The sequence below is a fragment of the Micromonospora sp. NPDC003197 genome, assembly GCF_053590565.1.
In genome coordinates this window covers 197,657-209,977 of record NZ_JBSFTE010000009.1, presented here as the reverse complement: position 1 = coordinate 209,977, position 12,321 = coordinate 197,657, and the positions used below count along the sequence as shown (strand labels likewise).

The following is a 12,321-nucleotide window of genomic DNA, read 5'->3' as shown; positions in this document are numbered from 1 at the left end:
GGTAGCGAGTGAGAACAAGAAGGCTCATGGCCAGCCTGGCGGCGGCCATCGTCGGTACGGCGGCGGCGGTGACCCCAGCCTGGTCAGCCCCGTCCGATCAACAGACCGTCGACTACCGCGGCTACCGCGTGGCGGTACCCGCCGACTGGCGGATCGTCGATCTGTCGAGCGATCCACACGCGTGCGTCCGGTTCGACCAACCGGCGGTCTACCTTGGCCATCCCAGTGCCGAGCCCTGGTGTCCGACGAACCTCGTCGGGCGGACGGCGGGACTGGTCATCGAGCCGCTTGACGGGGTCACCGCCGATCGACTGACGGCGGAGACCGCGGTAGCCGCCGAAGGCGGGGCCACTGCCGAATCGCTGGTCTCCCGCGACGGAACCATCCAGGTCGCCGTACCCGACGCAGGTGTGCTCGTTACCGCCGAGCACACCCAGGGTACGGCGGAGACGGTGCGCCGGATCCTGGCGGCCGCCAGCCTCGGCCGGGACGCCACACCGGTTTCCCTGGACACCGTCCGTACCGCCACGAAGCCCGTCTCACTGGCAGCAGCAGCAGCGGCAGCCAGTCCCCAACCGGGTACCTACACGGGTAAGGGCTTCGACACCTGCACCGCGCCCTCGCAGTCCACCATGAACACCTGGCGCAACAGCTCGCCGTACCGGGCGGTCGGCATCTACATCAGTGGTGGCAGCCGCTCCTGCACGCAGGCCAACCTGACCGCGACCTGGGTGACCAACCAGATCAACAACGGCTGGCACCTGATCCCCATCGAGTTGGACAACCAGGCGCCGTGCGGCACGCGTACCCCGAAGATGTCGTACGACACGGCCACCGCCCGGTCCCAGGGCGCGACGCGGGCGACCGCTGCGGTGAACGCGGCGAAGGCGCTGGGCATCGTCGCCGGAAGCGCGATCTACAACGACATCGAGCACTACCCCTCGACCGAGTCGTGCAAGGCGGCCGTGCTGTCGTACCTCTCCGGCTGGACCGAGCGGCTGCACGCGCTCGGCTACCTCTCCGGCATGTACTCCAGTGGCTCCTCCGGAGTCCTGGACCTGTGCAACGCCTACAACGACTCTCGGTACACCCGGGTCGACCACATCTTCTTCGGCTGGTGGAACGGCGTGGCCGACACCAACACCGGAAACTACTGCCCGAGCGGGTACTACGCCAACCACCAGCGCATCCACCAGTACACCGGGGACAGCTACGAGACCTGGGGCGGCGTGCAGATCTACATCGACCGTGACTACCTCGACGTCTCGACCAGCACGACCACTCCGCCGCAGCAGTTCACCGTGACGGTCGACAACACCACCAGCGGCGCATTCACGGCAAGCGCCAACTGGGGCACGTCGGCCTACTCAAGTCAGCGGATGGGCGTCGACTACCGCTACGCCACGCCGGTCTCCGCCAGCGACGCCGCCTGGTACAAGGCGACCCTGCCCGAGACCGGCTCGTACGAGGTCTCGGTCTGGTATCCCGCCGACTCGGGCTACAACGACTCGACCCCGTACGTCGTCGCCACCACCAGCGGCAACCAGACCGTACGCGTCAACCAGCGGGTCAACGGTGGTCAATGGGTCTCGCTCGGCGTGTTCACCCTGGCCGCCGGTACCGGCGACAAGGTGGGGGTGAGCCGGTGGACCACTGGCACCGGCTACGTCGTCGCGGACGCGGTACGCATCACCCGCGTCTGACCAGGCCCGGCGACCGTCCCCGGTGACGGTGACTGTCCCGGAATGCCGGAAGGGTGTTGAAGTCGGTCGACATAAACCGACTTCAACACCCTTCGGCCGTTTTCGCAGCGCGCGACGACTACCGGCCTACCAGCTGGGTCAGTCCCGTTCGATCAGGTGACCGACGATGTCCGGCACGACCGTGGCCACCCCGGAACCGTCCCGGCGCGGGTCCTCCTCCGGCAGGTCGATCGGCTCACCGGTGCGGGTCGCCGCCACCGGACGCGGCCCGATCCAGGCCACCTCCAGCCGGTCCTCACCCTTGAGGAACCGCTGCGACCGCACGCCGCCGGTCGCCCGGCCCTTGGCTGGATAGGCGGCGAAGGGGGTCACCTTGACGCTGCGCCCGCTGGAAGTCACCAGCATCGGCTCACCGTGTTGCGGATCGTCGGTACGGATCGCGCCGAAGAACACCGCCTCCGCGTCGGAGCCGAGGTTGATCCCCGCCATCCCGCCGCCCTTGAGGCCCTGCGGCCGGACTATCGAGGCGGCGAACCGGAGCAGCGAGGCGTCGGAGCTGACGAAGACGAGGCTCTCGGTGCCGTCGGTGAGCCAGGTCGCCCCGACCACCTCGTCACCCTCCTTCAGGCCGATGACCTCGAACTCGTCGGCGCGTACCGGCCACTCCGGCGCGCAGACCTTCACCGCGCCGAGCCGGGTACCCAGGGCCAAGCCGGGCGACGGTGTATCCGTACCGCCCAGCGGGGCCAAGCCGACGACGTGCTCGCCCGGTTGCAGCGGCAGCAGCTCGGCCGTGGACATTCCGCCCCGCAGCGACACGGTCCCGGCCTGCTCGGGCAGGACCGGCAGCGGCAGCACGTCGGTCTTGAAGGCTCGTCCCTGGTTGGTCACCAGCAGCACCTGGCCCCGGGCGGTGGCGTGGACGATCGCCCGTACGGTGTCGTGCTTGACCCGGCCGTTGCGCCGCCGCCCCTCGGTCGACTCCTCGGACTCGGCGGCGGTCCGGGCGACCAGCCCGGTGGCCGAAAGGATCACCTGGCACGGGTCGTCGGCGACCTCCAGCGGCCCGGCCGGCGCGGAGGCGGCCAGCACCTCCTTCAGGTCACCGTCGATCAGGGTGGTACGGCGTTCCGCCGCGAACTGCTTGCCGACCGCCGCCAGTTCGCTGGAGACGACCTTACGCAGGACGCGCTCGTCGTCCAGGATCGTCGTCAACTCGGCGATCTCGTTGCGTAGCCGCTCCTGCTCGGTCTCCAACTCCAGCCGGTCGAACTTGGTCAACCGGCGCAGGGGGGTGTCCAGGATGTAGGTGGCCTGGATGTCGGAGAGCTTGAACCGGCTCATCAGGCCGTCCTTGGCGGCCTGCACGTTCTCGCTCTCCCGGATCAGCCGGACCACCCGGTCGATGTCGAGCAGGGCGATCAGCAGACCGTCCACCAGGTGCAGGCGCTCCTGGCGCTTGCTGCGGCGGAACTCCGTACGCCGGGTCACCACCTCGTAGCGGTGCCGGAGGAAGACCTCCAGCAGCGCCTTGAGGCCCAGGGTCCGCGGCTGACCGTCCACCAGCACCAGGTTGTTGACCCCGAACGACTGCTCCAACGGGGTGAGCCGGTAGAGGTCGGCGAGCAGCGCCTGCGGGTTGACGCCGACCTTGCACTCGATGACCAGCCGGGTGCCGTTCTCCCGGTCGGTGAGGTCCTTGACGTCGGCGATGCCCTGCAACCGGGCCGGCTGGCGTTGACCCTTGCGCGGACCGGAGGTGATCAGCTTGCCGCGTACCTCGTCGGTGATTGCCTCGATCACCTTCTCCGCGCCCACCCCGTAGGGCAGTTCGGTGACGGTGATGGCCTGTCGGCCCCGGCCGCCCTCGAGCGGTCCGGTCTCGACCCGGGCCCGCATCCGCACCACGCCCCGACCGGTCTCGTACGCCTTGCGTACCTCGTCGAGGCCGAGCAGCATCCCGCCGGTGGGCAGGTCGGGACCGGGGACGAACTCCATGAGCTTGTCCAGGGTGGCGTCCGGGTGGTTGATCAGCCACCGGGCCGCCGCGACCACCTCGCCGAGGTTGTGCGGGATCATGTTGGTGGCCATCCCGACCGCGATGCCCGAGGTGCCGTTGACCAGCAGGTTCGGGAAGGCGGCGGGCAGTACGGCGGGTTCGGTGAGCGAACCGTCGTAGTTGGGGCGGAAGTCGACGGTGCCCTCGCCCAGCTCGCCGACGAGCAGCATCGCCTCCTTCGACATCCGCGCCTCGGTGTACCGCGCCGCGGCCGGCCCGTCGTCCGGTGAGCCGAAGTTGCCGTGCCCGTCGATGAGTGGCACGTTCAGGGAGAAGTCCTGGGCAAGCCGGACCATGGCGTCGTAGATCGCCGTGTCCCCGTGCGGGTGGTACTTACCCATGACGTCACCGACGACCCGGGCCGACTTCACGTAGCCCCGGTCGGGCCGGTGTCCCTGCTCGTTCATCGAGTAGAGGATGCGGCGGTGTACCGGCTTCAGCCCGTCCCGGGCGTCCGGCAGGGCCCGCGAATGGATGACCGAGAAGGCGTACTCCAGGTAGGAGTCCTCGACCTCGGTGGTCAGCGGGTTGTCGAAGACCTGGGCCCCCGCCTTGTCGAAGGCGGACAGGTCGACCCGGGACTGCGTGCCCTTGCGGCGTGCCATCACTCAGCGCTTTCTACGACGGGAGCGGGGAATGCGGGAGGAATGCTCATCAGGCGTCCAGGGTCTCCTGGTCGACCCGGCCCGCCGACTCGATCAGCCAGTTCTTGCGGGGTTCGACCTTCTCGCCCATGAGCAGTTCGAGGACCTGCTCCGCCGCCTCGACGTCGGCCATGGTGATCCGCCGGACGGCCCGGGTGGACGGGTTCATCGTGGTCTCCCACAACTCGTCGGCGTCCATTTCACCAAGGCCCTTGAACCGGGGGATCGGCGTCACGATCTGCTTGCCGGAGCGCTCCAGGCGGGCGACCGTGCTGACCATCTCGGCCTGGGTGTAGGTGTAGATGGTCTGCGCGTTGCGGCCCTTGGTCGTGATTTTGTGTAGCGGCGGCATGGCCGCGTACAGCCGACCCGACTCGATCACCGGACGCAGGTACTTGGCGAACAGGGTGATCAACAGGGTACGGATGTGCGCGCCGTCCACGTCGGCGTCCGCCATGATCAGGATGCGGCCGTACCGCATCGCCGACAGATCGAAGGTACGCCCCGAGCCCGCCCCGATGACCTGCACGATCGCCGCGCACTCGGCGTTGTCCAGGACCTGCTGGAGGTTGGCCTTCTGCACGTTGAGGATCTTGCCCCGGATCGGCAGCAGTGCCTGGTACTCCGAGACCCGCGCCAGTCGGGCCGAGCCCAACGCGCTGTCGCCCTCGACGATGAACAGTTCGCTGCGGTCGATGCCGGTGGCGCGGCAGTCCACCAGTTTCGCCGGCATCGACGCGCCCTCCAGCGCGGTCTTGCGCCGGGCGGCGTCCTTCTGCTGCTTCTGGGTCAGCCGCACCTTGGCGGCGTCGACGATCTTCTGTAGGACGGTACGGGCCTCGGCCCGGGAACGCCGGTCGTCCAGCCACGCCTTGAGGTGCTGCTCGACCAGGTTCTGCACGACCTTGGTGATGCCGGCGGTGGAGAGCTCGTCCTTGGTCTGCGAGGTGAACTGCGGTTCCGGGATCCGTACGTGGATCACCACGCTCATCCCCTCCAGGACGTCCTCCAGGGTCGGCGGCTCGTCCTTGGGTTTGAGTAGTCCACGGGTGTTCTTGATCGCCTCGGTCAGGGTCCGTACGGCGGCCCGCTCGAACCCGCGTCGGTGAGTGCCGCCATGCGCGTTGCGGACGGTGTTGGTAAAGCACTCGACGGTGCGTTCGTAGCCGGTGCCCCAGCGAAAGGCGATCTCCACCTCGGCGCGGCGGACCACGTTGGCCTGCATCACACCGTTGGCGTCGGCGGCGTTCTCCTTGTAGGTGCCCTCGCCGGTGACCAGCAGGGTGCCGCTGACGGACTTCTCCCCGGACGGGGCCAGGAAGTCCACCATGTCGGTCAGCCCGTTGGGAAAGTGGAAGACCTCCGACTCGGCCGCCTCGTCGGAGTTGGCGTCGACGAGCCGGTAGCTGACCCCGGGCACCAGGAACGCCGTGTTGCGTAGCTTCGCCCGGACCGCCTCGACGTCCAGGGCAGCGCCGGTCTCGAAGTAGCGGGCGTCGTACCAGTAGCGGATCGAGGTGCCACTTGCCTGGCCACGGCCGGTCTTCCCGATGACCCGTAGCCCGGATTCCGGGGTGAAGTCGGCATCCGGCTCAGGCCCGTCGAACACGCCCGGCACGCCGTGCCGGAAGGACATCTGGTAGATCTTGCCGTCCCGTCGGACGGTGACGTCGAAGCGCCGGGAGAGGGCGTTGACCGCGGAGGCACCCACGCCGTGCAGGCCGCCCGAGGTCTTGTAGCCGGAACCGCCGAACTTGCCGCCGGCGTGCAGCCGGGTCAGGACCAGTTCGACGCCGGAGAGCCCGGACTTGGCGTTGACGTCGGTGGGGATACCCCGCCCGTCGTCGTCCACCTGCACCGAGCCGTCGGCATGCAGGGTTACCTCCACCCGGGTCGCGTGCCCGGCCACCCCTTCGTCGGTGGCGTTGTCCAGGATCTCGTTGACGAGGTGGTTGATGCCCCGACTGTCGGTGGACCCGATATACATTCCGGGTCGTTTCCGGACGGCGTCGAGACCCTCCAGATGGGTGAGGTCGTCGGCCCCGTACAGGGTCTCGGGCTGTGCAGTCACCTGGTCGTACTCCCACGTCTTGGCCGGTACGGTGCGACTCCGGCGGATCTGTCATTAAACGACCCACAGGACGCTCCGGCGAGCGTAGTCGGCGGGTCAGACACGATGTCATCGACCTCGCAACTCTGTCGTGCTCCGGCTCTGCCGAACCGATCGCTGAACCCGGCAGCCCAGTTCGGCACCGGGTGCCGGTGGTCGACGCCAGCCTGTTCAACCATGCCTGTACGTGCCTGATTCCCAGTGGCCCGTACGTGCTCAACCCCCAGGTAGCCCCGTGCCTGATTGTCGGGTAGCCCCTGCGTCCGCCCCAATCAGACGCGCCTGTCGCGCATATTTTCCAACGCCTGTCCTGTCTCTCGGGAAATTGAAATGCGTTGCGTTCGGGTTTTGCGGCCCGCATTCTTGCCGGGTCCGATGACTGGTCCGGGTGCGATACGCCCACCGGTCACGATCGTGAGGCGGAAGGGGTTGCCATGGCTGGCGTGGTCCAGGATCGGTTGATGGTGCAACTCGAATTGGTCAGTGGCAACCGGCATCTGGTGGCCTGGGTACGTGACGATCGCCGGCTCGGGGTGGGCACCGCGATTTCGCTCCGGGATCACCCGGAGCCCACCCGGCTGTGGACGGTACGCGCCGTCGGGGCACCGACGACGGCTACGGCGATCAAGCGAGGGTGGAACAACGACATCTGAGGTCTTTGTCGCTTTCCTGAACCTATCTACTTGTTCGTCTGGATAGTGGCTGATGAGGCGGGACAGCGACGGGTAACGTGGCACGGCCTCACTACGCTCGCGACGACTGGCGAGAGCGGGGAGGGGCCGTGGCCGACGAGCCAGATGTCGCACTGACCGTGGCGCTGGCCGAGTACGAGCACCTACGCGAGGCGCTTCGGGCCAACACCGAACAGGCCACCGCCCGATTCAACTTCTTTCTGGTGGTGGCCTCGGCGGCCACCGCGGTCTCCGGTGGCCTGATCACCAGCGGCGGTGCGGGCGCGGCGAACACCAGCGCCGTCATCGGCCTCGGCGCGCTGGTGCTGCTGCTCGGACTGACCGTCTTCGTACGTCAGGTGGAATTCGCCAACCGCACCCGGCTCTATTCGGTGGCGATCGACACGGTCCGCACGTACCTGGTGCGGCGGGCCCCCGACGTCGGGCCGTACCTGATCCTGCGGACACTCGATGATCCCGGTGCCTTCCCGGGCCGGCCGCCGGGCGGACGGTGGACCCGTGACCTGACCAGCCTCTCCGGCACGGTCAGCCTGGTCAACAGTGCGCTCGTCGGTCTCGGCGTCGGGCTGGCCGTACGGCAGATCGGGGTGGCCTGGTGGATCGTCGTGGCCGCCGGGGTGGCCGGCATGGTGGGCGCGATGTTCATCCATCTGGTGTATACGAGCCGTCGGCGGGCGACAGCCTCAGCACGGATCTGGACCAGTGTGGACCAGCGCGTCGCGGCAGAACCCGGGGCGGATACCTGATGACTGACGTGGCCTGCGCGCGGCTCTGAAGTTCGGCAATCAGCCCCGTCGAGCTCCATGTCGACGGGGTTCGCCATGATGACGGGGTGGACGGCACGATTGCCGGCCGGGACGCCGTACTCGATGAAGCTTGGCAGGCACTCCTCGCCCGCCAGGCGGTGTTGCTCGACGGGCCAGCCGGTATCGGGAAGACAGCGGTCTGGCAGGCGCTGGTGGCTGACGCCACCCGTCGAGGCTGGACGGTGTTGACCTGCGCACCAACGGAATCCGAGATGGTCATGCCGTTCGCGGCACTCGCCGATCTGCTGCGCCCGCTGGCAGCGCGGACCGCCGACCTACCCCGGCCGCAGCAGGTGGCGGCAGAGGCGGTGCTGCTGGCCTCGGACACCCCGGACGTCGTCGTCGACGACCGGACGATCGGTGCGGCCGTACGGTCGCTGCTGGAAAGCGCAGCCGATGGCCCACCGGTGCTGATCGCGGTGGACGACGCCCCCTGGCTCGACCCGCCCAGTGAGCGGGCCCTGCGGTTCGCGCTACGACGGGTAGCGTCGCAGGTCACTATTCTGCTGGCCAGCCGAACGACCGAACCGGCCCTGCCGGCGGCGCCGCTCGGTCTCGACCAGCACCCGGATGGTCGTCCACTCACCCGGATCACCCTGGCGCCGCTGGGCGTCGGAGCATTGCACCATGTTCTGCGTGCCCGACTCGGTACCACGCTGAGCCGCCCGTTGCTGGCCCGGATCGCCCACCACTCACGCGGCAATCCGCTGCTGGCGATCGAGTTGGGACGGGCCATTCTGCGGCTACCTCGGCTGCCGTTGCCGGGTGAGGACCTGCCGGTCGCGTCGTCGATGCAGCAACTGCTGGCCGACGCCTTGACGGCGCTGCCGCCAGCCAGCCGGCACGCTGTCCGGCTGGCGGCCCTGTGCACCAGCCCGACCCTGCGCGACCTCACTGCGGCCGGAGTCTCCCCGGTCGCCTTCGACCCGGCCGAGGAAGCCGGTCTGCTGGCTGTGACGCCGACGACGGTCGAGTTCACCCACCCGGTGTACGCGGCCGCGGTGCGGACCGGCATACCGCCCGGGGTACGCCGTCGGCTGCACCGCGAACTGGCGGATGCGGTTGCCGAACCGGATGAGCGGGTCCGGCACCTCGCCCGTTGCACGGTCGAACCCGACGCCGTTGTCGCCCGCGAGTTGGCCGAGGCAGCCGACCGGCAACGCGCCCGGGGCGCTCCCGAATTCGCCGCTGAGCTGCACGAACGGTCTGCCGAGCTGACCCCGGTGGCGGAGGTGGAGCAGCGCAGACGTCGCCGGCTGGCCGCTGCCCGGTGCCAGTTCGACAGTGGCGACTATTCCACTGCGGGCCGAGCCGCCGACGCCGTGGCCAACGAGACGACCGGTGCACTGCGCGCCGAGGCGCTGCTGCTGCGGGCGATCGTGGCCTGGTGCGCCGACGATACCGAGATGGCCGTGTCGGCTGCGGCCCGCGGATTGGCGGCGGCACCCGACGGTACGGCGTTGGCCGGGCGACTTCATGCCCACCTGAGTCTGTTCCAGGATGCTCCGGAGCCGGCCCGACGCGATGCCGAGTCCGCTGTCCGGCTGCTCTCCACCAGCGACGACGACCGGGCACTGCTGGCCGACGCGCTGCTGCTGCTCATGTTCAACGAGGTACGCACCGGCCGTCCGGCCCGTACCGAATTGCTGGACCGGGCGTTGGCGCTGGAAGGTGACGAACCCTCCTGGCTGGCCGGGACGATTCCGGCGATCTGGTGGCGGTCGATCGACGAGCACGAGCGGTCGCGGGTACGGCTGCACCGGATGCTGCACCAGGCGACCGCCCGAGGCGATGAGCCATCGCAGCACGAGTTCATCATGCATCTCGGCGAGACCGAGCTACTGGCCGGTCGATGGGCCGCCGCCGAGGGGCACATAGCCGCAGCCCGCGAGCTGGGTGAGCAGTTGGGCACCGGCCTGGTCGGTGAGACGTGGCTGGCCGGGCTGCTGGACGCCTACCGGGGTCGGTTGACGCAGGCCGGGCAGCTGGCCGAGGCCGGTCTGCGGCGGGCAGACGAACTGGACGACGCCTGGTGCCGGCGGATCAACCAGCAGTTGGCCGCCTTCGTCGCGCTCTGCGCCGGCAGGCTCGGCGAAGCGGCAGCTGGGTACGGCCGGCTGGCCGCGACAGCGGACACCCTGGGACTGGTCGAGCCGCTGGCGCTGCGCTTCGAACCGGACTGGATCGAGGCCTGTGTCGGTGCAGGCGACCTGGACACCGCGGCGGTCGTACTGGACCGGCTTGTCGAGCGCCACCAACGGCTGCCCCGCCCGTGGACCAGGCTGGGGTTGGCCCGCAGCCGGGCACTGCTGGCCAGCGCCACAGGCGTCGACCCGGCGACAGCACTCGACGAGTTGGCGGCGGCTCGGGCCGAGCTGCCGGTGGATGTGCTGCCGCTGGACCGGGCCCGCTGTCTGCTGGTCGCCGGGCTGGTCCACCGTCGAGCTCGCCGCAAACGCCAGGCCCGCGAGGCGTTCACCGTCGCCGCTGCCGAGTTCGCCGCGCTCGGCGCGACGGCCTTCGAGGAGCGTGCCCGTACGGAGTTGACGCGGGTTGGTGCGCGGACCTCCGCCCCGCTGGAACTGACCGCCACCGAGGCCCGGGTGGCCCGGCTGGCCGCGCTGGGGCGTACCAACCGGGTCATCGCGGACGAGTTGTTCATCAGCCCGAAGACCGTGGAGGCCAACCTGGCCCGGGTCTATCGGAAGCTGGGCATCTCCAGCCGGGCCGAACTGGGCGCGGTGATGGCCAGCCTGCCCGAGGTCGACGGATAGGGAAACCCCCGATTCGTCGCGGTGGATTCGCCCCTAGCTTCGAGGTATGACCGGCCGGTTGTTCGCCCTTGAGCGTTACGACGGCCTTGGCGAGGCACCGATGGCGCTGCTGTCGTCACTGACCACAGCACACACCCGGCTGGTCTGCGCGGTGCGGCTGCCCGCCGACGAAGTGGTGTTGGCCCTGGTGGAGGGCGCGGACCAGGAGGCGGTTGCCGCCGTGGCCAGCACCGCAGGCTGGCGGGTCGACCGGCTCGGCCCGGCGATCTTGCTTTTTCCGTACGACCCTGACCGTGGCACGACTTCGGAGGCTGGAGATGACGAACACCCCGATCGTGGTGGATCCGATGTCGACGAGTGAACCAGACGATCGTGGTCGGGCGGGCGTTCGCCGCCGGATCGCTGTCATGATGCTGGCCGTGGCGCTCGTCGCGACAGGTTGTACGACGAAGCCGGTCGTTCAGACCCGCAGCGGCGGTGCCGACGGGGCAGGTGCTTCTGCCGGGGCACCCGGCGGGGTGTCCGATGGGACACCCAGTGGCGGGAAGAAGGTGGATGCCTGCACGTTGCTTACCGCAGCCGAAGTCACCGCGATCATCGGGTCCAACGACGGGGGTGGGCCGGGTGACGGCGTTGGTGAAAGCGTCTGCACGTGGGAGAACGCGGAGAACTACCACTCGATCACGGTAAGCATCGGTTCCGCCGGCACCGCCGCCGACGGTCAACTGCCCGAGGTCTCCGCCTACGGCACCACCGAGCCGGGGCCGGACGGTATCCGATTCGCCCCCGGCAATGTCGCTGAGTTCGTGGTGGGAAACCGGGCCTGCGAGATCCAGGTGGTCACCAGCGTCACCAGCAACTCCGACCGACCGGCCGCTGTCCGACTGGTCGGCCTGGTCCGCAGCCGAATCTGACCGCACAGCCCGGGACCATCCAGGAAAGGACCCAACCCATGAGGCGAGTACGCATCCGGTCGGCTGCGATGCTGGCGGGACTGACCGGGCCGGTGATTGTCGGGCTGATCGCCTGCGGCAGTCCGGACGGGAGCGGTCTGACAGGCGGTGATGCACCCAAGCCGACCGTCGCTGTCACGGCTGACGCGGGTGCCACGGCTGATGCCGAGCCCACCGAGGCGGCGGCCCAGTCCGAAATCGATCCGTGCGCCCTGGTGTCCAAGCAGGAGGCGGAACACCTGGCCGGCACTCCACTTCAGGAAGCCGTACGGGTCAGAGAAACCTGCACCTACACCGGTCCGGTGACCGGGCCGACCGCCCAGGTGGAGGTCTTCGTCGGCGACGGGGCGAAGAAGTACCTCGACATCGAGCGGGACCTCGGGCACGAACTGCGTCCGCTGGCCGGGGTCGGGGACGAGGCGTACGCCAGTTTTGAAGCGGTGTGGATCAACAAGTCCGGCCAGTGGGTGTCGATCCGCCTGGTCCGGCTGAACGACCCGGCGGAAAACCGTAAGCCGCTCGAGGATCTGGCCCGCAAGGTCGTCAGCCGAATCTGATCCAGCGCCAGCCCAACGTCACT

9 protein-coding genes are annotated in these 12,321 nt (G+C 69.1%); 7 read left to right on the top strand and 2 right to left on the bottom strand.

Translation table 11 applies throughout. From position 1 onward, the window contains the following. Positions 1 to 8 precede the first annotated feature (8 nt). A complete protein-coding gene (locus tag ACWDV4_RS13020) occupies positions 9 to 1,703 on the top strand; it encodes a glycoside hydrolase domain-containing protein (RefSeq protein ID WP_449977703.1) in 1,695 nt (564 codons plus the stop codon). 138 nt (positions 1,704 to 1,841) lie between these two features. Here the strand turns inward: ACWDV4_RS13020 and ACWDV4_RS13015 are convergent, their stop codons facing one another. Next, positions 1,842 to 4,367 (bottom strand): DNA gyrase/topoisomerase IV subunit A, encoded by a 2,526-nt coding sequence (locus tag ACWDV4_RS13015; protein ID WP_449977769.1) that lies wholly within the window; start codon positions 4,365 to 4,367, stop codon positions 1,842 to 1,844. A 49-nt stretch (positions 4,368 to 4,416) separates the two neighbouring features. Beyond that, complete coding sequence (locus tag ACWDV4_RS13010) at positions 4,417 to 6,477, bottom strand: DNA gyrase/topoisomerase IV subunit B (RefSeq protein WP_449977700.1); 2,061 nt, start codon at positions 6,475 to 6,477, stop codon at positions 4,417 to 4,419. A 500-nt stretch (positions 6,478 to 6,977) separates the two neighbouring features. Between ACWDV4_RS13010 and ACWDV4_RS13005 the strand changes: the two genes are divergently transcribed. From ACWDV4_RS13005 to ACWDV4_RS12980, 6 genes are all read left to right on the top strand, one after another. Beyond that, on the top strand, positions 6,978 to 7,169 hold the full coding sequence (locus ACWDV4_RS13005; protein ID WP_449977697.1) for a hypothetical protein: 192 nt from the start codon (positions 6,978 to 6,980) through the stop codon (positions 7,167 to 7,169). A 128-nt stretch (positions 7,170 to 7,297) separates the two neighbouring features. Next, positions 7,298 to 7,954, top strand: a complete 657-nt coding sequence (locus ACWDV4_RS13000; RefSeq protein ID WP_449977694.1) for a hypothetical protein — start codon at positions 7,298 to 7,300, stop codon at positions 7,952 to 7,954. An 86-nt stretch (positions 7,955 to 8,040) separates the two neighbouring features. After that, a complete protein-coding gene (locus ACWDV4_RS12995) occupies positions 8,041 to 10,788 on the top strand; it encodes an ATP-binding protein (protein WP_449977692.1) in 2,748 nt (915 codons plus the stop codon). 46 nt (positions 10,789 to 10,834) lie between these two features. Further along, positions 10,835 to 11,149, top strand: a complete 315-nt coding sequence (locus ACWDV4_RS12990) for a hypothetical protein (protein WP_449977689.1) — start codon at positions 10,835 to 10,837, stop codon at positions 11,147 to 11,149. Beyond that, entirely contained in the window at positions 11,106 to 11,702 is a 597-nt protein-coding gene (locus ACWDV4_RS12985; protein ID WP_449977686.1) for a hypothetical protein, read from the top strand. The genes ACWDV4_RS12990 and ACWDV4_RS12985 overlap by 44 nt, the downstream gene beginning before the upstream one ends. A 38-nt stretch (positions 11,703 to 11,740) precedes the next feature. Beyond that, on the top strand, positions 11,741 to 12,298 hold the full coding sequence (locus ACWDV4_RS12980; RefSeq protein WP_449977683.1) for a hypothetical protein: 558 nt from the start codon (positions 11,741 to 11,743) through the stop codon (positions 12,296 to 12,298). Positions 12,299 to 12,321 lie beyond the last annotated feature (23 nt).

Excerpts from the sequence above, each read along its gene's own strand:
- ACWDV4_RS13015 (WP_449977769.1), bottom strand. The coding sequence starts at position 4,367 with ATGGCACGCCGCAAGGGCACGCAGTCCCGGGTCGACCTGTCCGCCTTC.
- ACWDV4_RS13005 (WP_449977697.1), top strand. The coding sequence starts at position 6,978 with ATGGTGCAACTCGAATTGGTCAGTGGCAACCGGCATCTGGTGGCCTGG.
- ACWDV4_RS12990 (WP_449977689.1), top strand. The coding sequence starts at position 10,835 with ATGACCGGCCGGTTGTTCGCCCTTGAGCGTTACGACGGCCTTGGCGAG.
- ACWDV4_RS12985 (WP_449977686.1), top strand. The coding sequence starts at position 11,106 with ATGACGAACACCCCGATCGTGGTGGATCCGATGTCGACGAGTGAACCA.
- ACWDV4_RS12980 (WP_449977683.1), top strand. The coding sequence starts at position 11,741 with ATGAGGCGAGTACGCATCCGGTCGGCTGCGATGCTGGCGGGACTGACC.